The organism is Klebsiella scottii (assembly GCF_036561945.1).
Lineage (GTDB): Bacteria > Pseudomonadota > Gammaproteobacteria > Enterobacterales > Enterobacteriaceae > Klebsiella > Klebsiella scottii.
The window spans coordinates 733,318-754,547 of the sequence record NZ_JARXNI010000020.1; the positions used below are offsets into that span (position 1 = coordinate 733,318).

Below are 21,230 nucleotides of genomic sequence, written 5' to 3' on the forward strand. Positions count from 1 at the left end.
AGACAGGAACTATTAAAATGCCAAAGAACCTGGCATTATAGCAACCTCAACAGCGGAGAGATGCCGGAGCGGCTGAACGGACTAGTCTCGAAAACTAGAGTAGGGGCAACTCTACCGGGGGTTCAAATCCCCCTCTCTCCGCCACTTCATCTTTCCATCTATCTGATTCGAAATCCTTTAATTAAATTCCTGTTGTTCAGTATACCGTTACGTATGCCATCTGATGCCGGCTCTCGCTGGACGGGATTGAACGCTTCTCACGCCCTCATAAGCTATCACTTAGCGATTGCTCAAGGTAGCAGTTTGCCAGTATCTCCTTCATTTTGTGAGCTAAGTCGTGTGATGCAGCCTGTGGTTGCGCCCATTTAAAAATGAGCCACTGCCGGCGATTGCGCCTTAGGTTATCTCTGAATCTGGTATCGGTCAGCCGCTAACAAAAAAGCCCGCACGAGGCGGGCTTAGGTTGGTGAAATAGCATCAGAACTGATAGTTGATACCGACCGCGAACTGATTGTCAGTCGCCGCACCGGTGACAATGCTGTCTTCCTCATCGAGAAGATTGAATTTATAGGCGGTGTAGACGTTGAAGTTTTTGTTGAAGTAGTACCAGGTACCCAGCTCAACATAGTTCATGATCTCTGCATTGCCGTGCCTGTTGTTGCCGAGATCCTGACCTTTCGCGAAGACGTAGCCCAGGGAAGGGCGCAGACCGAAATCGAGCTGGTACTGAACGACGGCTTCAACGCTCTGCGTTTTATTGGCGATGATGCTATTTTCCATCGGGAGCATATTGCGTGATTCGGCATACATAACGGCCGTATACAGGCTATTGGCATCATACTTCGCCGCGATGCTCCAGACTTCCGCCGTTTCGCCTTTGCCGTCGGCAGTCTGTTCGTCAGTACGGTCGGAATTACCGTAGGCGGCGGCAAAACCAAATCCGTCGAGGCTGTAGTCAACGGACATGCTGTAACCGTCGCCGTTTGCTTTCAGACGATCGCGGTTGGTATTTTTACCCTGGTACTGGAGAGCAAAGTTCAGCCCATCGGACAGGCCAAAAAAGTCAGTATTGCGATATGTAGCAACGCCGTTGGCACGGCCGGTCATAAAGTTATCGGTATGCACCAGACCGTCGCCGCCCCACTCAACCAGCATATCGGTGTAGCCCGCTGCGTCGTATACCGCCCCGTAGTTACGGCCATAATCAAATGAACCGTAGTTGGCGTATTTTAAACCGGCAAATGCCAGACGGGTCGCGCTGCCCTGGTCGCCTTCTGGCCGGTTAGCTTTCATATTGTACTCAAACTGACCGTAGCCGGTCAGGTCGCTGTTGATCTGCGTTTCACCCTTAACGCCGAACCGCGCATAAGAGGTATCTTCAGAGTTGCGATTGCCTTCGTCGGTATCGGTCATAATATGCTCGCCGACCATTTTGCCGTAGAAATCGACTTTATTACCGCTCTTATTATAGATTTCCGCTGCGCTAGCGGCCCCAGAAATTAATAAGGACGGCACCAGAATTGCCAGTACTTTTCTTTTCATTATATATTCCCTTTTATTTATAATTAATGTGAATGTCAAAGAGTCGTGCTCGATGCAAAATAAATACTATCTGCGAAGGTTCATTTTTATTTAAATTAAAAATGTAAGTAAATTATATGTAATATTACAAAATGTTTCATTTTGGTTCTTTATATTAATATTCTATAGGTTGCAAGTGAGCTATTATTTTGGTTTATTGTCTTTTATAACAATGAATTATTGATGATGGTTGTGAATTCATGCTTGTTATAAAATTTATGGTGTTTATGGTTTAGCGTCTCAGGTATGTTCTGGCGATAAATATCCTTCTTCTACGATCGGGGATTTCGGAAAATAACCGCTAACGGAGGAATATAAAATCGGTTGTTCAGGGAAATAATATAGCGGGGGAGTGTAGGACATATTATCTATCAGGAGCAGGCGAGAGGCGGCGCAGGAGGCATCGATTCGTCGATGAAAATCCCCGGACGTTGCGGATGCCTGACGGCAAACTTCGCTGTATAATGTGACTAAAATCACATTTTTATTGCAAGTGACGTTTCGTTACTGAGGAAGGAGAGCGGTTAAATGGAAGAGAAAGCGAAACGGAGTCTCGGCGGGAAGCTGGCGCTATGGGCTTTTTACGCCTTTTGCGGTTATTTCCTGTGGGCAATGGCGCGCTACTGGTGGGTCGTCGGGCACATTCAAAGCATGCCCGGAGTGGGTATTGACGGGGATCTGGGTTCGACGACGGGTAAATGGCTGGGCGCGCTGCTGGGTTTTCTTGTCCTGGGGATCGTCGGGTTAATCCTTGGGGCTATCGCCTGGTATACGCGGCCTGATGGCAGGAGATATGAACATCAGGATTAAAGTTGCTATGATCGCAGCCTACCTTCTCTCAAAGGAAAGCGCATGGAACTGGTTGACTGGCAGCAACGATTTGAAACCTGGCTGATAGGGCATCACTCGCAGGGCGACTCCGCTCACGACATCTCACATTTTCGTCGCGTGTGGAGCACCGCTCAACGGCTGGCCGCCAACCGGCAGGTTGACCGTTTGGTGATCCTGACCGCCTGCTACTTTCATGACATTGTGAGCCTGGCGAAAAACCACCCCGAACGCAGCCGCTCATCGGTGATGGCGGCGAAAAAGACGCAGAGCATTCTGCAGTCGTCATTTGCCGATTTTCCCGTCGACCGCTATCCGGCCGTGCTGCACGCCATCGAGGCGCATAGCTTCAGCGCCGGTATTCCTCCCCTGAGCGAAGAGGCGAAGATTGTCCAGGATGCCGACCGGCTTGAGTCCCTGGGGGCGATTGGCCTGGCACGCGTTTTCGCGGTTTCCGGCGCGCTGAATAATATCCTGTTTGATGCTGACGATCCTTTTGCCGACAGGCGTAAGCTGGACGATCGTACCTATGCGCTGGACCATTTTCAGTGCAAGCTGCTGAGGCTGCCAAAAACGATGCAAACCGATGAAGGGAGAGCGATGGCGGAACACAACGCCCGCTTCCTCGTGCAGTTTATGGCGAAGCTCAGTTCGGAGCTGCAGGGCGACCCCATCGCGCTGGATGAAGCGGTTTTGCGTCGCTTTGACCCACAGGCTTAAAACTGCCTGTGCTATGTGTGATATCTGCGCTCAACACCCCCTGGCCTGAGGGTAAACTCATGACCCACTTTTTTATCCAACCCCGGCTTCCGCTGCCAGGGCTACCCCTTCCTTCAATGCTGACAGAGATGAAGGGAAAGGAAAAACAGTGGATCAATAAAGTCCCAAAATGAAAAAACGCCCCTTCGTTCGAAGGTGCGTTTTTTTAACGCTCAGACAGTCCCGAATATGGGCACTAAACTTCTCTATCCTCATATTAACTAAATAACTCCCGGATCTGTTATATCCGGGAGTTATTCCATTACTGTTGGATACCTTCAACCGAGATAATAAGCTCCACATCTTGTGATGCCGGCCCGAGGTCGCTTTTAATATTGAAGTCTTTGAGGTGAATGTTGCCTGTAGCCTCAAATCCAGCACGTTTGCCGCCCCATGGGTCATCGCCCTGACCAATAAGTTTCGCGTCCAGAACAACAGGACGGGTAACGCCATTCAGTGTCAAATCACCGGTGATATCAAGCTTTTCACCATTCTTTTTGACTGCCGTAGATACAAACGTCGCTTCAGGGAACTTGGCTGTATTGAGGAAATCAGCACTTCTCAGGTGTTTGTCACGTTCAGCGTGATTGGTATCAAGGCTATTGGTAGCGATTTTTACATTAACCTTATCAGCCGATGGATTACTTTTGTCATAGGTGAAAGTGCCATCGAAGTCTTTAAATGTCCCGTACAACCAGCTGTAACCAAGATGTTTAATTTTGAAGTTTACAAATGCATGTTGGCCTTCTTTATCAATTTTATAATCAGCAGCTAAAGCTGATCCTGAAATGAACATCGCGGTAAACAGAGAAAGTCCCAGCAAGCGTTTCTTCATTTTTTAACCTCAGGGTGTGAAGACGTTTTACCCAGCATTCTGAGTAGCGTTTCGTCTTTATCAATAAAATGGTGTTTAAACGCTATGAGTCCATGAAGAATAGATACAATGACAACTCCCCATGCCACCCATAGGTGTAATACGCCGGCAATGTCGGCCTGTATCGCAGCATCCGATACGATCGCCGGTACACTAAACCAGTCAAAGACGGTTATAGATTTTCCATCAGCTGTAGATATGAGATACCCGCTAATGACGATAGTGAAAAGTGCCAGATAAAGTAATGAATGAGCGAATCCAGCAGCGACACGCGTTAACTTAGAATAACTTTTTAACGCAGGAGGGGGAGGGGATATAAACCGCCACAAAATACGAATTATGAGCCCCATCATTAAAAGAATACCAATTCCCTTATGGATTCCTGGGGCCCTATGGTACCAGGTATCATAATATCCTAATGTAACCATCCACAACCCGAGTGCGAACATCGCATACACCACGACAGCCGTTAGCCAGTGCAGCGTCATGGATATAAAGCCATAATTTGATTGTGAGTTTACCAGACGCATTTTCAAAACGCTCGATTATGTAACAAAAAAAGTACAATGACTTTGTTTCATTAATTAATCAATCATTAAGTTAAAATTAATCTTGATTTTAATTCTGATTCAAATTTATTGTTCAAAACTCCTTTTTTTCTACAAATATTCAGCGGCAAGCCAAATTGAATGCATTTATTTATGTAAATGAGGTTTACATAAATTCAAAAAAATATTCATTTCTTTATTTTAAAAATAGAGAATCTTATAACCGATCGCATTAGTCCGGATGGTTGATACGATGGACTTTGGTTGAGTTATAGTTAGCACCGGGTTTATCCCAATATATCCATTGAGGACGATGCGGCACTAATCCGCAAAATACTTTGCTCAAGCCGCGGCATCACCTGTCACAAACTCATTTCAGATCGGCTATCAGGATTTCATGACGTTGGCGTACCCAGATACGCTAAGGGATTCCATACTTGTACTGGAAAGGCTGCTCCGGACAAACCCGACTGAGATAATGACAAATATGGCCGGCTCCAGCGATCCGATCTTCGGTCTTTTGTGGTTCCCAGGCTATCAGTTTTCTCTCCGTCTGGCTGATGCAGGAGCTACTGTATTCTGGCGTGTGGATAAATATGTCGATTATGGCGTGCTGAAGGATATCACCCGTTATGCAATGGCGCGAGCGAGCGCCCACGGACCGCGCGCAGAGATCGGAAAACGGTATTGTGAATGGCAGGAAGAACGACTGGGTTCAGCAGAGCTGGTTACTAACGCCGGGGTGCTGTGGAACACGCTTTATATGCAGGAAGCCGTGAGCTGGATGCGCAGTAATGATGAAGAAATCGGGGATGAGAATATCGCCCGGTTATCCCCACTGATGCAGAGGTATATACGTCCACGCTGGCGGAGGATATTCTGAAGGGAGAATTGAGAACATTAAATTTCTATTTAAACAATCAATTATCTGCTTTGCTTACGTTTCACAATCTATCCGGGCTGTATAAAGAACCGGCTTTTCTGCCTCAGGAGCGAGCTGGGCGTGACGCCAAATGCTTTCCGGAATGCATGACTGAAGTGAGTGAAATCAGAGAATCCGTAGTCAAGCGCAGCCTCAGATACGCTGCATACTCGCCCTTGTTCTAGCGCATCGCGGCTGGCCAAAAGCCGTTCCTGCCAGATAACGGCTGCTGGCGTTTTCTGATGCCGGGCAAAAGTCCGGGTCACGGTGCGTACTGACACGTGGTGAGCGAGAGCAATATTCTCAACGCTTAGCTCAGGATTAGTTAGATTTCTGCTGATATAGCTTCGCATTTTTGCGTATAAATCGCGTTCTGAAGCCACGTTATGGTGATCCTGAAGCTCCAGGCTCAGTATCAGCAGATCCAGCATCGTTTGTGAAAAGCGACTGGCCACATCCGAATTGTTGACCAGAACGGGCGTATTCGCTGCCTGGCAAATCATCTCACGCAGCGGAATAACGCCCGGACGGGTATCATCAAGGACCGTGGCGGTCAGGGCGTCGCTGGCAGGCACTTTTCCTGCCAGCAGATGTCGGGGGATCCGTATGAGATGGTTATTTTTGCCCCCGATGCTGAAGCGAAAAGTCTGTGCCGCATCATAAAGAACCAGGTCATTAGACGCCAGGCATGCCTTTCGTCCCCCCTGTTCCAGCTGTCCGTATCCCCCCTGAATATAACCGAGCCACAAATCATCGTCCGGTCCCGTTCGCAGATGTCGTGATTTTCGCTCCCAGTGGTGAAGCGTTGAAGTGAGAGTGCAGACATCCACCAGACCCACTTCACGCACGGCCAGTTCACCGTCAAACCTGCCGTCAGCAAGCGGTTTGCCATCTGAAGGAATGCAGTGACGAAGAATAACATCATTCCAGTATTCGAAACGGTGATGCACTGAAACATGTTCGGTGGAATAGCGTATATCCCGGGAGGCGGAATGACTGTTCACGGCGACACCTCATATCAGAATGAATTGTTTCAAACTGAAAGCAATATTTGCGCCATGACTGTTTTGCGAGAGATTTCAGAGCGAATTGATGTATTCAGATATGCCAAACGACGGGGGGCGCACTATTAACGGGCAGTGCTGCACTGTTTCTTTTCATCACGAGTCACCCCCTGATTTATAAATATCAGGGGTGTCCCTCCCAGCCAGACGATTGTCCGGTTGAGCCAGGTATCCGGCAGATTTCTCCTTAGTATCAATGGTGAATTAACCCATCGCTGAAACTATTTACCGGGAGTCTTTATGGAATCTGCCATTGATAAACACCTGAAATGCCCGCGAACGCTTTCCCGCCGGGTTCACGACGATTATCAGCCACCGTTCCCGATGTTTGCCGGACGGGCCGGTAGCGATCTGACGCAGGTCGTTATGGCCTATCTGGGCGTGCAGTTTCGGGAGGAAAAGCGTGAGAACGCTGTCCGGGCAATGCAGCACATTGTGTCGACCTTCAGCCTGAGCGACGGGCCGGGTAATCATGATATCTCTTTTCATACCGACAACCAGGGCTACGGTAATTTTATCGTAGTGGGGTACTGGCGGGATCCGGCTGCGTACTGCCGCTGGGTCCGTCAGCCGGAGCTCGATCACTGGTGGTCTTCTGATGAACGTCTGCAGGATGACGTCGGTTATTTCCGGGAAGTTATTGCCCCGCGGGCGGAGCAGTTTGAGACGCTGTATGCCTTTAAAGAAGATCTGCCGGGCGTCGGCGCGGTAATGGACAAGATCAGCGGTGAGATTCAGGAGCACGGCTACTGGGGATCCGTGCGTGACCGTATTCCGGCCTCTCAGAATGACTGGCTGCAGCCTGACGATGGACTGCGCATTATTTCGGGCGATCCTGATGCCGGCGGCAGGGTGGTGGTGCAGGGCCATGACAACATCGCGCTTATCCGTTCAGGGCAGGACTGGATGGCGGCGGATGAGCAGGAGCGTCAGCTTTACTTCACAGAGATGCTCCCTCCTTTGCAGGCTGGTATGGATTTTCTGAGGGATGAAGGTCAGACGCTCGGCTGCTACAGCAACCGCTTTGTCCGCAACGTGGATATCAACGGAAATCTGCTGGATATTGCCTACGATATCGGCTTCTGGCGTTCACTAGACCGGCTTGAGCGCTGGGCCGAATCGCACCCCACGCATCTTCGCATCTTCACCACGTTTTTCCGGGTGGTAACCGGTCTGCAGAAACTGCGGCTTTACCACGAGGTTTCCGTTTCAGACGTCCGCTTTCAGACCTTCGAGTACATCAACTGCCATCCTATGACCGGGATGCTGCGTGACGCTCAACGCTGAACAACATCGCTATCCATCAACAATTCTCCGGGGGATTACTTTATGCACGCATTACGCTTTTTCCTGCCTGCCATATTGCTTGGTTCTGTGCCAGCGCTCGCCGTTGAAGTCGCGCCTGGCGACTACAGTCAATTTCCCGACGGCACCACGGTGGGGCTGCTTTATTATCAGCACGCCTCAACCGGCTCAGCGCACTCCCGCGGTGACAAAGTCAGCTCTGATTACAACCTGACTTCTGATATCGGCATGTTGCGTCTGCTGCATACCGTACAGATTTCTGAGTCAGCAACGCTGGACCCGCAGTTTCTGTTGCCTTTCGGGCGGATATCTGGCGGCGGCGATGCGGCTTCCCTCGGCTCAGCCAATGGTACCAGCGATCTGATCCTTACCGTGCCTTTGAAGGTCAAACTCAACGCAGGAGGCGACATTTTTGGCTTTGCCCCTTATCTCTATGTGCCCAGCGGCAGCTATGACCACAACGATGCGCTAAATCTGGGTGAGAACCGCTGGAAGGTCGACCTGCAGGCGGCCTGGGTGAAATATTTCACTGAAAAGTGGGCGCTGGACGTGGTCGGTGACGCCATCTGGTACGGTGACAATAACGATTATGGGCCTGGTTCATCCCGCCTTCAGCAGGATAACGCGTGGGCAGCCCAGATTATGGGACGTTATATGCCTGATCCTACACTGGCGTTCGGTCTGGGGTTCGGTCAGACCTGGGGCGGTGAAACAACCGTTGACGGTGAAAATCAGGATAATCCGGCGCAGACCACCAACGTCCGTATCACAGCAACCAAATTTGTGACCCCTCGCGATCAGTTCCAGATACAGCTGGGAAGGGATCTGCGCGTTGAAAACGGCGCGGAAGAGAATTTCCGGTTGAATCTCCGCTATGCACGCGTTTTCTGACGCTGTCCTTTGTGACCAGGTCACTGTCCGTCTCAGCCAGGTAGAGGCAGTGCCGGTGCGTTATGTTCAGAACAGGATTCAGTCAGTCATTTTTCATGTAAGGAATAAATATGTCCATTGAACGTCCCAATGCCAGTCAGTTGCAGCAGCTTGCACGCGAGCTTCATCTGCAGATTTCTGAGAGCGAAGCGGCAGAATATCTTGCCCTTATGCAGCCAAATCTCGATGCCTATGACCTGATTGAGGAGCTACAGGATGAAATCCCACAGGTTGAATATCCGCGTGAAAAAGGATACCGCCCGGAGGGCGAAGAAAATCAGCTGAATGCCTGGTATTACAAAAGCGAAGTGCAGGGGGCTCCAGAAGGCCGGCTCGTCGGGAAAACCGTGGTGCTGAAGGATAATATTTCCCTGGCCGGCGTCCCGATGATGAACGGCGCCGCTTCGCTTGAGGGGCATGTACCTGCTTTTGACGCCACCGTAGTAACGCGCCTCCTTGAGGCCGGCGCCACCATTGTGGGGAAAGCCACCTGCGAACATTTCTGTCTCTCCGGGGGCAGCCACACGTCAGACCCGGCTCCGGTACATAATCCCTGGCGCAGGGGGTACAGCGCCGGCGGTTCTTCATCGGGCAGTGCAGCGCTGGTCGCCGCCGGGGAAGTGGATATGGCGATAGGCTGTGATCAGGGGGGCTCCATCCGTATTCCGTCCGCTTTCTGTGGCGCTTACGGCATGAAGCCTACTCACGGTCTGGTTCCCTATACCGGCATTATGCCGATTGAAGCCACCCTCGATCATGCCGGACCGATTACCGCGAATGTGAAGGACAATGCCCTGATGCTGGAGGTCATGGCCGGACCGGACGGGCTTGACCCGCGCCAGTACACCTCTCGTGGCGGAAACTATACCGCTGCGCTTGATAAAGGGGTCAGCGGGCTGAAAATCGGGGTGGTAACGGAAGGATTCCAGTTGCCCAATCTCCAGCCTCAGCTTGCTGAAAAGGTCCGTAATGCCGTTGCGCGGCTGGAAAGTCTTGGCGCATCCGCCCGGGAAGTATCAGTGCCCGGTCATCAGCTTGCCGCCGCGCTGTGGTCGCCTATTGGTTGCGAAGGACTCACCATGCAGATGATGCATGGCAACGGTATGGGATTTAACTGGGAAGGGCTCTACGACGTCCCCCTGCTGGACAAACATGCGGCCTGGCGCGACAGCGCAGACACGCTTTCTCCCTCGCTCAAAATCTGCATGCTCATCGGCCAGTATGGCCTGACGCGCTATAACGGTCGTTATTACGCGAAGGCACAGAATCTGGCCCGCCGGGCACGGGCAGACTATGACCGCGCGTTCGGTGATTTCGATCTGCTGGTCATGCCGACCGTCCCGGTGACGGCCCAGCCGCTGCCGCAACCGGGCAGTTCAATTACCGAGTATATCTCCAGGGCATTCGAGATGATTGGCAACACGGCTGCGCTAGACGTGACGGGTCATCCAGCCATGTCTGTGCCCTGCGGGCTGGTTGACGGGTTGCCGGTCGGCATGATGCTGATTGGGCGCCATTACGCCGAAAGCACTATCTATCAGGCCGCCGCCGCGTTTGAAGCGAGCGGTAACTGGCAGGAGATGTAGCCGTTAACAGCCCGTATGCTCAGGGTGAAACCGCCGGACCAAAGGCCCGGCAATAACCTTAAATTTATCGGAGAAATATCATGGCTCTCGACCACGAACACCACCATGACCACACCGAACCGCCGGAGGAAATTGCGCTTCGCGTGAAAGCGCTGGAGTCGCTGCTGACGGAAAAAGGCCTGGTAGATCCTGCGGCGCTGGATGAACTTATCGACACGTATGAACACCGAATTGGCCCCCGAAACGGTGCGCTTGTCGTGGCAAAAGCCTGGAGCGACCCTGATTACAAGGCCCGTCTTCTTGCCGATGGCACAGAGGCCATTGCCGAACTGGGTTTTTCAGGCGTGCAGGGGGAAGACATGATGGTTGTTGAAAATACCCCCGAGGTTCACAACGTGACGGTCTGTACGCTCTGCTCCTGCTACCCCTGGCCAACACTCGGTCTTCCGCCCGCCTGGTACAAATCGGCGCCGTATCGATCGCGCATTGTCATTGAGCCGCGCAGCGTTCTGGCCGAGTTTGGTCTGAACATCAGTGAAGACAGGGAAATTCGGGTGTGGGACAGCAGCGCTGAGTTGCGTTATCTGGTTCTGCCGGAAAGGCCCGCCGGAACTGAGGGCTGGAGTGTGGAGCAGCTTGTCGCGCTGGTCACCCGTGATGCCATGATTGGCACGGGAGTGGCGCTTCAGCCGGGCGATAAGTAGCAAGCGCTATTTCTTTCAACTCTTTTGGAGAATTCGATGAACGGGATACATGACCTGGGCGGTATGCATGGTATGGGCGCCGTCATTACTGAAGAAAACGAGCCTCCCTTCCATCACGAATGGGAACGGCGCACATTTTCGCTTTTTGCCTCTCTGTTTGTTGGTGGTCACTTCAATGTTGATATGTTCCGGCACGCCATTGAGCGCATGACCCCGGCGCACTATCTCGAAGAAAGCTACTACGAACACTGGATGCATGCTTTCGAGACGCTTCTGCTGGAGAGGGGCGTTATTACCGCCGATGAGCTTGCCGGCGCGGTTAAGCCGCGGTCAGCATCGCCGGAAACGCCGGTGCTGCGGCAGGATATGGTGCAGGCGGTTGTCAGTACCGGGGGTTGCGCACGGGTAGATATTGATGTACCGGCCAGCTTCCAGCCTGGCGACCGCGTCAGAGCAAAAAATATCAATCCTGCGGGGCATACCCGCCTGCCGCGCTATGTCCGCGGTAAGATCGGCACGATTGTGATTGATCATGGGGTCTTTATCACCCCGGATACGGCTGCTCACGATCTGGGCGATCATCCTCAGCACGTTTACAGCGTGAGCTTTTACGCGACTGAGCTGTGGGGCGATAAAGCACCGCCTAAAGACACGGTGCGAATCGACCTGTGGGACGACTATCTGGAGGCGCTATGAGTACAGAAATCCGGATAGCCCCCGATGCTACCGCCGCGGATAACGCCCCATTTGAACATCCGTGGCAGGCGCAGATTTTTTCGCTGATCGTCTACCTCCATCAGGCCGGGCAGTTCAGCTGGAAAGCGTGGGTTGATGTTTTCAGCGAGGAAATAAAAGCCAGTCCATTGCGGGAGGGGGAAAGCATTAACGATGCCTATTACCGGCAGTGGGTCTCCGCCGCCGAAAAAATGCTGTTCTCCCTGGAACTGACAGGAAAGGAAGATATGACCCGGCGAACCGATGAATGGCGCCAGGCTTATCTGAATACCCCGCACGGGATGCCGGTTGCACTGATCAGCGCCACCTGCGCGCCAGCGCATAATCACCACCACCCGGCACTTCGTGTCCCCGTGGCGGTCAGCCTGGCATCCGCCGGTCTGAAACCCTGAATATTATTCACAGTCAGATAGAAGGAAGAAAAATGGACCATACCGTTAATGACATTCAAGTCAAGCAGGCACCCATCCCGCTTAATGCCATCCTGCCGTGGATTACATTTATCACTCTGCTGGTGATGCTGTCCGTCTATTTTATCGGGGCGGAGCAAGGGGCAACTGCCGTTTTCTCCGGCAATCAGGTACACGAATACTTCCATGATGCCCGGCATCTGCTGGGATTCCCCTGCCACTGAGGACAAAATCATGACGGGAAAACTTCTGTTACAGGGGATGATGGCGGGGATACTCGCTGGCATTATCGCCTTCAGCTTTGCCCACGTCTTCGGCGAGCCGCAGGTCGATCGCGCGATATCATTTGAAGAAGCCCTTTCCCATAAGCCGGTGGGTGAGGAGGGCGGGCATCACCACGAGGGAGAAGCCGATGGTGAAGCGTTTAGCCGGAAGACGCAATCCGGTGCCGGTCTGCTGAGCGGGATGATCCTGTTCAGCGCGGCGATGGGCGGCGCGCTGGCTCTGGTCTGGTCGCTGTGCTGGCAACGAACCGGACCGCGCCAGGCAAGAGCGCTGGCGCTGTCATTGTCGTTGGGCGGGTTTCTGATCATGAGCATGATGCCGGGGCTGAAATATCCTCCTAATCCCCCTGCCGTGGGTGATCCTTCAACGATTGGCTATCGGACCGCGCTCTACTTCAGCATGCTGTTGGTTTCCGCTGTGATTGTGGTGACTGCTGCCTGGAGTGCCCATCATCTCAGACCGCGGCTGGGGAGCTGGAACGCTGCGCTGTGGGGAGGGTTGGCGGGGCTGGCGATGCTGATTACCGCCTGCATGCTGATGCCCGCAGTGAATGAGATCCCGGAGGTCTTTTCCGCCGATCTGCTGTGGCGTTTTCGCCTGAGCGCTTTCGGTACTCAGCTGACAATGTGGTGCGTAACGGGGCTGCTGTTTGGTACCTTTGCAGAAAGGACGCTGCGCAAACCGAGGCATCGTGACCTGGCGGAAGGATGCTGATGGCATGACCTCAGTGATCCAGCTGATTTGCCAGGGTGAAACCCTGGCAAACAGGAACTCGCGCTTCCCGTTTGACGATCCCCTTACCGAAACTTCCCTGAACCAGGTCCGCCAGCTCAGGCAGCGCTTTGGGCCATTCAGTCAAATCTGGACCGCCCCGGAGCTGGCAGCACGGCAGACTACGCGTGAGCTGGGCCTGCGTGGCGAGTCAGTTCCGGAACTTGCTGAACCCGGATATGGCCGCTGGGCAGGGAGCCCGATTAAAAAGGTTGTTGAGCAAGATTATGGGGAATTTCAGCGCTGGCTTTCCGGGGAAGCTCCGCCGGGAGGGGAAAGCATTGCACAAGTTATGGACCGCGCGGGAACATGGTTGTCTGTTAGAGCGGCTGATCGAGGGGAGCAGGGCGCGATTGTTTCCTCTGCAGTTATTCGTGCGATAGTTATTCAGCTGCTCAATGCGCCCGTTAGCGCCTTTCAACTGATTGATATTCAACCATTAAGCGTGACGATGCTGCGCAGTAATGGAAAACGATGGCATCTGGCCTGTCTGGGAAAAGAAATGGATGGATGAGTCCTGAAACGGACCATGTTTAACAGAAGTAGCCAGGCAAATTGTTGATTATGGTGCCCTTCGTCATCGCAGATACTCATTGCTCGGAATGTCGCTGCACAGTAGTTCATCTTCTAACAATAGCCGAAATATTTACTCAAATGCCTTTTCTTTACTGTCGGCATTTCAACGCCAAATTCCTACCCTTCAACGACAGCATATTTAATATAGCATTGATCTATCGTCGTTCTCTGTTGATGATTAAGGAAGATGAAGAGAAGTTTTTATATACTGCTAATAAATAGCACCGTCTTATTATAATAAGACATCGAGGAGTCGCTAATATGAATATAAGGAAAAACCGCTTAAGGTTACTTAAGCGGTTTTCTGCTATCAATTATCAATCCTAAACTACCGCTATGGAGGTGGCGATCATTCTCTTTCAGCCGCTCGTTATTCCACATCTATCGGCGGCGTTCCAATAGTACAAAATAGATGATGGTCATCACCAGCACGATCAACAGTAAAATCAGCGCGGCGGCGGCCCCTTCATTGAGCGACAGGCCCAGGAACGCCCGGCGATAGGCGAAGAAGCTCAGCACTTCGGTGGCATTTCCCGGCCCGCCACGGGTCAGGATATAGGGCAGGTCGTAGGTCCGAAGCTCGTTAATCAACTGGATAACAATGGCGATCGCCGAAACCGGGCGCAGCATCGGCAGGGTGATATACCAGAACTGCTGCAAGCTATTCGCCCCGTCAATTTCGGCGGCTTCGTACGGGTCATTAGGTAGTGATGCCAGCCCTGCGGCGAGGATCAGCACCACAAATGACATCTGCTGCCAGACATCAATAAACACCATGCTCCAGAACGCCAACGTAGGGTTGCCCAGCCAGTCGACGCCCGGCAGGCCGATGCTTTCCAGCATATGGTTGATAATGCCGAGGTTCGGCTGCAGCAACATACGCCAGATCAGCGCCACGCTCACCGGTGACATCGCCATAGGAATGGTCAGTAAGGCGAAATAGACCGGACGGGTCTTCACCACCCGGTTAAGCATCAGGGCGATACCCAGCCCGACAATAAATTCACCGCTCACCGTCAGTAATGAATAACGGATCGTCAGCCAGGCAGAATGCCAGAAAGTATCGCTGCTCAGCACGCTGATAAAATTATCCAGCCCGGCAAAAGGGAATATTTCAGTATGCAGCAGCGTATATGACGAAAAAGCCAGTACGACAGAATAAATAACAGGGAAGCCGAGCACAATCGCCAGGGCCAGCAACCCAGGCAGGGCGAATGCCCAGCCTGTTACACGGAATCTGTCTATTGTTACACGGTACTTCGGTTTCACGATAAATTCCTCAGCTAAAGCCATCTGCCGGCCCCCTTTTCTTATTTCACCAGTAACTTATCAAGTTGGTCTGATGCGCTTTTCAGAGACTTGTCGACGGTATTTTCGCCACTCGCCAGCAGGGACAGCTGCGTCCCCAGAACATCTTCATACTGGGCGGAATAAGAGAAAACAGGGAAGGATTTGCCGGACGCCACGATATTCAGCGCGTCTTTATAGTAAGGATACTTCTTCAGTACCTCGGCGTTTTCATACGCATCGGCGCGAACAGGCGCATGCCCCTGCAATGCCCGTGCGGTGGTGACCTCTTTGCTCTGTACCCACTGAATAAAGGTCCATGCGGCCTGTTTTTCTTTATCTGAGACGTTTTTCGGAATGCCCCAACCCCAGCCGCCGCTCTCTCCGTGTCCACCTGGAACGGTTGTCAACGCGAGTTTACCGGCTACGGCCGGGCAGGTGGTGGCGTTATCCAGTTGCGGCAGCATCCACCAGTAGGTCAACATACTGAACGCTTTACCGCTACACATCAGACGCACGGTATCGTCGAGGGTGGCAGAAAGCGCGCCGGTTTGCGCGGCATTCTTGATGGCGTCTGCATACAGCGTCATCGCTTTATTCCCCGCCGGGCTGTTCAGGGCCGATTTGCCTTTATCGTCAATATAAGCGCCGCCGCTGGCGAAGAGATAGTTCGAGAACTCCATGCTGTTTGGATCTCCGCGCTGCCCCTGCATGGCCGCTCCGGACATGTCGCTGTTCTTTTTAATAAATTTGGCAAGCGATACGTACTCTTCCAGGGTTTTGGGCTGCTCGAGCGGCTTTTTAAATTCGGTCTGATACGCGCTCTTTAACTTCTCATCCTGCAACACATCCGTACGGTAAATCAGGCCCATGGAATAGTTGTACATCGGGATCAGAGAGGTTTTATTGGCCGTGACATTAATGAGCGATACGGTCGCCGGAATAAAGGCCGACATATTAAAGTTTGATTTTTTCACGTCCGACGTGAGGTCCGTCAGCCAGCCGGCTTTGCTGAATTCCCCCGCCCACAGAAAATCCACTTCCAGCAGGTTGTAATAGCTTTGCGACTGAATTAGCTGTGAAACCAGTTTGTCATGCATATCGCCGTAACCGATTTTTTCGAACTGCACTTTGATGTGGTACTGCTTTTCGAAATCAGGCAGCATTTTTTCAATGATTTGCGTTTCCGGCACATCTTCCATCAACGCACGCAGCACAATATCTTCTGCCCGAACGGACGCCGAAAGGCTAAGGACTATCAGACCCGATAACAATGTGACTTTCTTACGATTCAACATAATTAACTCCTGGTGAAGGTGCCGGAGTGTTAACGGCGACGATTTTCGGTCTGGTTGGCACGACTTTACTTAACACCGCCGAAGGTCAGCCCTTTGACGATGTAACGCTGAATAAAATGTGAGGCGACCATCAGCGGCAGCACGGCCAGCACAATGCCTGCTGAAACCTTGCCAATCTGGACGCCGTTCGAGGTTTGCAGCGCAGCAAGCGACACCGGGATCGTGGCGGTCTCTGGTCCGCTGAGCACCAGAGCAAAAAGAAACTCATTCCATGACAGGATGAACCCCAGCACGGCGGAGGCTGCGAGGCCCGGCAGCGACACCGGCAGCACCACATGCCAGAACGCGCCCCAGGCGGTAGCTCCGTCGGTCATCGCCGCCCACTCCAGATCCACCGGAATCCCTTCAAAAAAGCCCATCAGGATCCACGTCAAAAACGGCAGGTTTAACGCGGCATAGACCAGCGTCAGCCCGAACAGCGAGTTGGTGAGCCCCACGGAACGCAGCATGGCGAAGGCGGGTAACACGAGCGCCACCGCAGGTAGCATCTGGGTTGCCAGCATTATAAAACGCGCCGCTTTACCGCCCGTTTTAAAGCGGGCAAAAGCGTAGCCGGTAGCGGCCGCGAACGGTAGGGCGAAGATCACCGACCCGGTGGCGACAATCAGGCTGTTGCTGTAGCGACGTAAAAAACCGTTGTTCTCAATCAGCGAACGAAAGTTTTCCCCGGAAAACTGCGGGAAGATATCGCTGCTGTAGGCCATGGATTCCGGCACCAGGCTGGTTCTTACAATCCACAGTACCGGCAGTAAAATGGAGAGGCAGGCCAGTACCAGCCCGATATGAAGTCCGATTTTTCGTAGCATGGTTGCTCCTCACGCTCCGATGGCGTCAGCGTTATCCGGGGTTTTGCGGCGATCGACGACGTCTCCGCTGCCGGTGTGGAAAAGATGCAGTGCGTTCGGATCCAGCCAGATGCTGAGCGTTTGACCTGCCTTCGGGTGCGTGTGGTGATCAAGGCGAACAACCACCGGCACGTTGCCGAGGGTGCCGCTGACAATGTTTTCCGCGCCCAGCGCTTCCACCCCGCTGACTGCAATCTCCAGGGGGACCCAGTCCGGTCTGCGCGGGTGGGCATGGAAATCTTCCGGCCGCACGCCGAGAGTCATCTTTTTTCCCGCCAGGTTTTGATAGTCGGCAGCCATCCAGTGCGGCACCGGGATCTGCGGGCCGTCGAATAGTTGCAGGCTGACGCCCGCGTCCGTCCGTTGCACAAAGCAGAGAAGAAGGTTGATGGAGGGCGAGGAGAGAAAGCGAGCGACAAAGATATTCACCGGATAGTTATAGACTTCCAGCGGTGTTCCGCACTGGATCAGATGGCCATCACGCATGATGCAAATGCGATCCGCCATTGTCATGGCCTCGACCTGATCGTGGGTAACGTAGACCATGGTTTTACCGAGGCGACGGTGAAGCTTGATCAGCTCGCTGCGCATCTCGCCGCGCAGCTGGGCATCGAGGTTCGAGAGCGGTTCATCTAACAAAAAAGCCTGCGGTTCACGCACAATGGCGCGGCCCAGGGCAACGCGCTGGCGCTGACCGCCGGAAAGGGCGGCCGGTTTTCGGTGTAGCAGTTTATCCAGCCCCAGCATGGAGGCAGTCTCTGTCACTTTGCTGTTGATCACGTTGCCCGGTACGCCGCGCATTTTCAGGCCAAAGGCCATGTTTTCGGCAACGGTCATGTGCGGATAGAGGGCGTAGCTCTGGAACACCACGGCGATGTTACGATCGCGGGGCGCCACATGGCTCACATCGCGCCCGTCGATTAATAAGGTGCCGTCGGTGATGCTTTCCAGCCCGGCAATCATACGTAAGGTGGTGGATTTCCCGCATCCGGAAGGGCCAAGGAAGATAACAAATTCACCATCCCGGATATGCAAATTCACATTACGGACGCTGTGCTGATTGCCGTTGTAGGACTTCGACACGTTCCGTAATTCAATGGAGGCCATATTGGGTTACCTCTGTTACGTGTTGCCCACCCTGGGACTGGTAACATCCATGTTCGGTTTTGTGCGAAATGAATCTGGCGTGTTCATCGTGAAATGCGATCAGCCTGTATAAACGCCGCCCGTCACATTGACGCCCTGGCCGGTCATAAAACGGGCGGCGTCGGAGCTCAAAAAGGCCACCACTTCGGCGACATCTTCGGGCGTTTCCAGGCGGCCAAGCGGCGTCTGGCGAATGTAATCATCAATCACCTGTTCAGGCGTCATGCCGCGCAGCTGCGCTTCCCACTCTACTTCCCGGCTCTGCATCCCGGTTTTAACAAAGCCTGGGCAGACAGCATTCACGCGGATCCCATCGGCGGCCAGTTCCCGCGCCAGCGCCTGGGTCCAGCCGAGGACGGCGAATTTACTGGCGGAGTAATGGGCCAGTAACGGCGCGCCGACTTTGGCGGCAAGCGATGCGGTGTTGACGATGGTGCCGGACTTACGCGTCACGAACTTGCGCGCGGCAACCTGATTGGTCAGGAAGATCCCACGGGTGTTGACGTCAAAGTTGAAATCCCACTCATCATCCGTCAGCGCAAGGGCCTTTTGCATAGTCGATACGCCAGCGTTGGCTACCAACAAGTGATAATCGCCCAGCGTTTTATCTACCCAGCTAAACCCTTGTTCAACGGATTCACGTAAACGAACATCCAGGTGAAACGCCACTGTGTCCGCGCCCAGTTCGGTTGCTGCTGTCCACGCGGCTTCTTCATTAATGTCTCCGATGGCGACGCGCATGCCCTGGCGAATCAAATTACGGGTGATGGCGTAGCCAATACCCGTGGCACCGCCGGTAACAATCGCCACTTTGCCTTGCAGGTCCGGATAGTGCCCGGACGTCGAATGTGATGTGTGCATGTTTTTTCCCTCTGTGTTGATGGTTATTTTTTACACCAATATAACGAACACAACAAAACAAATTTCTTATGATAAAAACAATTGCGATCACAATTTTTGTTTTGTATGTTTGTTTTTGTTAATTTGAATGTTCGGAGTAAACCGATGACGCACAGCGACACACTGCCTGTTCAGCCTGGCACACCCGGATCCGGTATGCGCTTACGTCGTTCGTCCGCGTCGCGTCAGACTGAGGTTATGCAGCTGCTGGTCCAGCAAGGGGCGGTTTCTGTCCCAGCGCTGGCCGCGAGGCTGTCGGTCTCCGAGATGACCATCCGTCGCGATCTGATAGAGATGGAGCAGAAGGGCTGCCTCTGTCGTACCCACGGCGGTGCGGTATTGCCGCAGAGTGGAAGCGCGGTGGTGATTGACCAGGTGGAGCCGAGCTTTGAATCCCGGCTGCGGCAAAACCACGATGCCAAGCTGCGCATTGCGGCTGCAGCAGCAGAGTTAGGCAAGAAATTTCGCACACTGGCACTGGATGTCGGCAGCACGACTTTCCTTGCGGCGCGTTATCTCGGCCAGTGTTCACATTTGAAAATTTTCACCAACAGCATCCGCGTGGCGCACGACATTGCCCCCGCGAAAGCGGAAATCTATCTCGCGGGGGGGCGGATGCGCCCGGATGAAATGTCGACCGGCGGCTCAGCGGCTCTGCGCCAGTTTTCAGGTCTCTGGTTCGATATCACCTTCATCGGTATCTCGGGCCTGACGGCGGAGGGAATTTATGACTACGCCTTCGAAGATGCGGAACTCAAACGCCTTTATCTCAACCGTTCCAGCCTGAAAGTGGTGCTGTGCGACTCCAGTAAGTTTCAACGGATGTCGCTGGTTCACCTGGCCACGCTGGAGCAATTCGACATCCTGATAACCGAGCTGGCGCCGCCGCCCGCGCTGTCAGCGATGCTCGATGCGGCAAATATTGATGTGATCATCGCGCCTGAGCTGTCGAAAGACGCGTGATCGCTTTTTCACCATGACATACCAGCCAACACCGGAGAAAGTTATGATCTTTGATTTTTTGGGTAATAAGAAAAAAGCGGTTATCGCAATGGCCCATATTGGCGCGCTGCCTGGCGCGCCGCTGTACGACGCCAAAGGCGGTCTCAACAAGCTGATTGACGATGTCCTCAGCGACGTTGAGAAGCTGCAGGCAGGCGGCGTGGATGCGATCATGTTCGGCAATGAAAACGATCGCCCTTACGTGTTTAAAGCCTCACTGGAAGGCGTTTCCGCCATGTCAGCCGTGGTGCAGGCGGCGAAATCGGTGCTGAAAGTCCCGTTCGGCGTGAACTACCTGTGGGATCCCAACGCCAGCGTCGCCATCGGTGCCGCCACCGGGGCGAGCTTCGTGCGTGAAATTTTCACCGGCGTGTTTGCCTCTGATATGGGGATCTGGGAACCGGATTGCGCCAGCGCGTCTCGCCTGCGTCGCAACCTTGGCCGGGAAGATATGAAATTGCTCTTTAACATCAACGCCGAATTCGCCCATTCTCTGGATGCACGCCCCATCGAACTGCGTGCGCGCAGCGCCATTTTCTCTTCGCTGGCAGATGCCATCCTGGTTTCCGGGCCAATCACCGGCGAACCGGCGGAACATTCCAACCTGCGTAAAGTCTGCGAAGCGGTGGAAGGCGTTCCGGTTTTCGCTAACACCGGCACCAATATCGACAACGTCACCGATATCCTGAGCGTGGCCAGCGGCGTGGTCATCGGCACACACTTTAAAGTGGAAGGGCATACCTGGAATCAGGTTGATGGGGATCGCGTAAAACGCTTTATGGATGTGGTCGAAAAACTGCGCTAAGCACAGCCG

General features: G+C 53.2%; 23 protein-coding genes and 1 tRNA gene. 15 read left to right on the top strand and 9 right to left on the bottom strand.

Features of this window, described 5'->3' with window-relative positions:
• The first annotated feature begins 54 nt into the window (after positions 1–54).
• A tRNA-Ser gene (locus QFI97_RS11005) sits at positions 55–144 on the top strand.
• A 333-nt stretch (positions 145–477) separates the two neighbouring features.
• On the opposite strand, the gene QFI97_RS11010 is transcribed toward QFI97_RS11005, so the two are convergent.
• Positions 478–1,542, bottom strand: coding sequence for a porin (locus tag QFI97_RS11010; protein WP_346431157.1), 1,065 nt, complete (start codon positions 1,540–1,542; stop codon positions 478–480).
• A 567-nt stretch (positions 1,543–2,109) separates the two neighbouring features.
• Here QFI97_RS11010 and drpB point away from each other — a divergent pair.
• Both drpB and QFI97_RS11020 read left to right on the top strand, forming a co-directional pair.
• Complete coding sequence (gene drpB / locus QFI97_RS11015) at positions 2,110–2,391, top strand: cell division protein DrpB (RefSeq protein WP_331834463.1); 282 nt, start codon at positions 2,110–2,112, stop codon at positions 2,389–2,391.
• A gap of 42 nt (positions 2,392–2,433) precedes the next feature.
• A complete protein-coding gene (locus QFI97_RS11020; RefSeq protein WP_095101513.1) occupies positions 2,434–3,129 on the top strand; it encodes a phosphohydrolase in 696 nt (231 codons plus the stop codon).
• A gap of 301 nt (positions 3,130–3,430) precedes the next feature.
• Here QFI97_RS11020 and QFI97_RS11025 read toward each other — a convergent pair whose 3' ends face one another.
• Together QFI97_RS11025 and QFI97_RS11030 are read right to left on the bottom strand one after the other, a co-directional pair.
• On the bottom strand, positions 3,431–4,003 hold the full coding sequence (locus QFI97_RS11025) for a YceI family protein (RefSeq protein ID WP_331834462.1): 573 nt from the start codon (positions 4,001–4,003) through the stop codon (positions 3,431–3,433).
• The gene (locus tag QFI97_RS11030; protein WP_095101517.1) at positions 4,000–4,572 is read right to left on the bottom strand and encodes a cytochrome b; all 573 of its coding nucleotides are present in this window, start codon (positions 4,570–4,572) and stop codon (positions 4,000–4,002) included. Before QFI97_RS11030 ends, QFI97_RS11025 begins: the two co-directional genes overlap by 4 nt.
• 397 nt (positions 4,573–4,969) lie before the next feature.
• Here QFI97_RS11030 and QFI97_RS11035 point away from each other — a divergent pair, with 397 nt between their 5' ends.
• On the top strand, positions 4,970–5,473 hold the full coding sequence (locus QFI97_RS11035) for a Tn3 family transposase (RefSeq protein WP_346432081.1): 504 nt from the start codon (positions 4,970–4,972) through the stop codon (positions 5,471–5,473).
• 68 nt (positions 5,474–5,541) lie between these two features.
• On the opposite strand, the gene QFI97_RS11040 is transcribed toward QFI97_RS11035, so the two are convergent.
• Complete coding sequence (locus tag QFI97_RS11040) at positions 5,542–6,516, bottom strand: AraC-like ligand-binding domain-containing protein (RefSeq protein ID WP_095101522.1); 975 nt, start codon at positions 6,514–6,516, stop codon at positions 5,542–5,544.
• Between the two features lie 300 nt (positions 6,517–6,816).
• Between QFI97_RS11040 and oxdA the strand changes: the two genes are divergently transcribed.
• From oxdA to QFI97_RS11085, 9 genes are all read left to right on the top strand, one after another.
• Positions 6,817–7,863 carry an aliphatic aldoxime dehydratase gene (gene oxdA, locus QFI97_RS11045; RefSeq protein ID WP_346431158.1) on the top strand — a complete coding sequence of 349 codons (1,047 nt, stop codon included), beginning with the start codon at positions 6,817–6,819 and terminating at the stop codon, positions 7,861–7,863.
• A gap of 42 nt (positions 7,864–7,905) precedes the next feature.
• Positions 7,906–8,772 (top strand): transporter, encoded by an 867-nt coding sequence (locus tag QFI97_RS11050; protein WP_095101526.1) that lies wholly within the window; start codon positions 7,906–7,908, stop codon positions 8,770–8,772.
• A gap of 110 nt (positions 8,773–8,882) precedes the next feature.
• A complete protein-coding gene (locus QFI97_RS11055; protein ID WP_346431159.1) occupies positions 8,883–10,397 on the top strand; it encodes an amidase in 1,515 nt (504 codons plus the stop codon).
• Positions 10,398–10,477: 80 nt separating this feature from the next.
• Positions 10,478–11,101, top strand: coding sequence for a nitrile hydratase subunit alpha (nthA, locus tag QFI97_RS11060; RefSeq protein ID WP_095101530.1), 624 nt, complete (start codon positions 10,478–10,480; stop codon positions 11,099–11,101).
• A gap of 36 nt (positions 11,102–11,137) precedes the next feature.
• A complete protein-coding gene (nthB, locus tag QFI97_RS11065; protein ID WP_095101532.1) occupies positions 11,138–11,797 on the top strand; it encodes a nitrile hydratase subunit beta in 660 nt (219 codons plus the stop codon).
• Entirely contained in the window at positions 11,794–12,228 is a 435-nt protein-coding gene (locus QFI97_RS11070; RefSeq protein WP_346431160.1) for a nitrile hydratase accessory protein, read from the top strand. The genes nthB and QFI97_RS11070 overlap by 4 nt, the downstream gene beginning before the upstream one ends.
• A 32-nt stretch (positions 12,229–12,260) precedes the next feature.
• Positions 12,261–12,470, top strand: coding sequence for a CbtB domain-containing protein (locus QFI97_RS11075; RefSeq protein WP_346431161.1), 210 nt, complete (start codon positions 12,261–12,263; stop codon positions 12,468–12,470).
• Positions 12,471–12,480: 10 nt separating this feature from the next.
• Positions 12,481–13,245 (top strand): CbtA family protein, encoded by a 765-nt coding sequence (locus QFI97_RS11080; protein WP_346431162.1) that lies wholly within the window; start codon positions 12,481–12,483, stop codon positions 13,243–13,245.
• 4 nt (positions 13,246–13,249) lie between these two features.
• Positions 13,250–13,816 (top strand): histidine phosphatase family protein, encoded by a 567-nt coding sequence (locus QFI97_RS11085; protein WP_346431163.1) that lies wholly within the window; start codon positions 13,250–13,252, stop codon positions 13,814–13,816.
• A 443-nt stretch (positions 13,817–14,259) separates the two neighbouring features.
• On the opposite strand, the gene QFI97_RS11090 is transcribed toward QFI97_RS11085, so the two are convergent.
• The 5 genes from QFI97_RS11090 to QFI97_RS11110 all read right to left on the bottom strand — a co-directional run bounded on the left by QFI97_RS11090 (position 14,260) and on the right by QFI97_RS11110 (position 19,375).
• Complete coding sequence (locus tag QFI97_RS11090) at positions 14,260–15,171, bottom strand: carbohydrate ABC transporter permease (protein ID WP_331834454.1); 912 nt, start codon at positions 15,169–15,171, stop codon at positions 14,260–14,262.
• A 17-nt stretch (positions 15,172–15,188) separates the two neighbouring features.
• Positions 15,189–16,463, bottom strand: a complete 1,275-nt coding sequence (locus QFI97_RS11095) for an extracellular solute-binding protein (protein ID WP_346431164.1) — start codon at positions 16,461–16,463, stop codon at positions 15,189–15,191.
• A 65-nt stretch (positions 16,464–16,528) separates the two neighbouring features.
• A complete protein-coding gene (locus QFI97_RS11100) occupies positions 16,529–17,329 on the bottom strand; it encodes a carbohydrate ABC transporter permease (RefSeq protein WP_331834452.1) in 801 nt (266 codons plus the stop codon).
• 9 nt (positions 17,330–17,338) lie between these two features.
• Positions 17,339–18,475 carry an ABC transporter ATP-binding protein gene (locus QFI97_RS11105; RefSeq protein WP_095101567.1) on the bottom strand — a complete coding sequence of 379 codons (1,137 nt, stop codon included), beginning with the start codon at positions 18,473–18,475 and terminating at the stop codon, positions 17,339–17,341.
• A 99-nt stretch (positions 18,476–18,574) separates the two neighbouring features.
• Positions 18,575–19,375 (bottom strand): SDR family NAD(P)-dependent oxidoreductase, encoded by an 801-nt coding sequence (locus QFI97_RS11110; protein WP_095101569.1) that lies wholly within the window; start codon positions 19,373–19,375, stop codon positions 18,575–18,577.
• A 195-nt stretch (positions 19,376–19,570) separates the two neighbouring features.
• Between QFI97_RS11110 and QFI97_RS11115 the strand changes: the two genes are divergently transcribed.
• Together QFI97_RS11115 and QFI97_RS11120 are read left to right on the top strand one after the other, a co-directional pair.
• Positions 19,571–20,377: a DeoR/GlpR family DNA-binding transcription regulator gene (locus tag QFI97_RS11115; RefSeq protein ID WP_346431165.1), complete on the top strand. Its 807-nt coding sequence runs from the start codon at positions 19,571–19,573 to the stop codon at positions 20,375–20,377.
• A 43-nt stretch (positions 20,378–20,420) separates the two neighbouring features.
• Entirely contained in the window at positions 20,421–21,221 is an 801-nt protein-coding gene (locus QFI97_RS11120) for a BtpA/SgcQ family protein (RefSeq protein ID WP_095101573.1), read from the top strand.
• Positions 21,222–21,230: the final 9 nt, after the last annotated feature.

Excerpts from the sequence above, each read along its gene's own strand:
- QFI97_RS11010 (WP_346431157.1), bottom strand. The coding sequence starts at position 1,542 with ATGAAAAGAAAAGTACTGGCAATTCTGGTGCCGTCCTTATTAATTTCT.
- drpB (WP_331834463.1), top strand. The coding sequence starts at position 2,110 with ATGGAAGAGAAAGCGAAACGGAGTCTCGGCGGGAAGCTGGCGCTATGG.
- QFI97_RS11020 (WP_095101513.1), top strand. The coding sequence starts at position 2,434 with ATGGAACTGGTTGACTGGCAGCAACGATTTGAAACCTGGCTGATAGGG.
- QFI97_RS11025 (WP_331834462.1), bottom strand. The coding sequence starts at position 4,003 with ATGAAGAAACGCTTGCTGGGACTTTCTCTGTTTACCGCGATGTTCATT.
- QFI97_RS11030 (WP_095101517.1), bottom strand. The coding sequence starts at position 4,572 with ATGCGTCTGGTAAACTCACAATCAAATTATGGCTTTATATCCATGACG.
- oxdA (WP_346431158.1), top strand. The coding sequence starts at position 6,817 with ATGGAATCTGCCATTGATAAACACCTGAAATGCCCGCGAACGCTTTCC.
- QFI97_RS11050 (WP_095101526.1), top strand. The coding sequence starts at position 7,906 with ATGCACGCATTACGCTTTTTCCTGCCTGCCATATTGCTTGGTTCTGTG.
- QFI97_RS11055 (WP_346431159.1), top strand. The coding sequence starts at position 8,883 with ATGTCCATTGAACGTCCCAATGCCAGTCAGTTGCAGCAGCTTGCACGC.
- nthA (WP_095101530.1), top strand. The coding sequence starts at position 10,478 with ATGGCTCTCGACCACGAACACCACCATGACCACACCGAACCGCCGGAG.
- nthB (WP_095101532.1), top strand. The coding sequence starts at position 11,138 with ATGAACGGGATACATGACCTGGGCGGTATGCATGGTATGGGCGCCGTC.
- QFI97_RS11070 (WP_346431160.1), top strand. The coding sequence starts at position 11,794 with ATGAGTACAGAAATCCGGATAGCCCCCGATGCTACCGCCGCGGATAAC.
- QFI97_RS11075 (WP_346431161.1), top strand. The coding sequence starts at position 12,261 with ATGGACCATACCGTTAATGACATTCAAGTCAAGCAGGCACCCATCCCG.
- QFI97_RS11080 (WP_346431162.1), top strand. The coding sequence starts at position 12,481 with ATGACGGGAAAACTTCTGTTACAGGGGATGATGGCGGGGATACTCGCT.
- QFI97_RS11085 (WP_346431163.1), top strand. The coding sequence starts at position 13,250 with ATGACCTCAGTGATCCAGCTGATTTGCCAGGGTGAAACCCTGGCAAAC.
- QFI97_RS11090 (WP_331834454.1), bottom strand. The coding sequence starts at position 15,171 with ATGGCTTTAGCTGAGGAATTTATCGTGAAACCGAAGTACCGTGTAACA.
- QFI97_RS11095 (WP_346431164.1), bottom strand. The coding sequence starts at position 16,463 with ATGTTGAATCGTAAGAAAGTCACATTGTTATCGGGTCTGATAGTCCTT.
- QFI97_RS11100 (WP_331834452.1), bottom strand. The coding sequence starts at position 17,329 with ATGCTACGAAAAATCGGACTTCATATCGGGCTGGTACTGGCCTGCCTC.
- QFI97_RS11105 (WP_095101567.1), bottom strand. The coding sequence starts at position 18,475 with ATGGCCTCCATTGAATTACGGAACGTGTCGAAGTCCTACAACGGCAAT.
- QFI97_RS11110 (WP_095101569.1), bottom strand. The coding sequence starts at position 19,375 with ATGCACACATCACATTCGACGTCCGGGCACTATCCGGACCTGCAAGGC.
- QFI97_RS11115 (WP_346431165.1), top strand. The coding sequence starts at position 19,571 with ATGCGCTTACGTCGTTCGTCCGCGTCGCGTCAGACTGAGGTTATGCAG.
- QFI97_RS11120 (WP_095101573.1), top strand. The coding sequence starts at position 20,421 with ATGATCTTTGATTTTTTGGGTAATAAGAAAAAAGCGGTTATCGCAATG.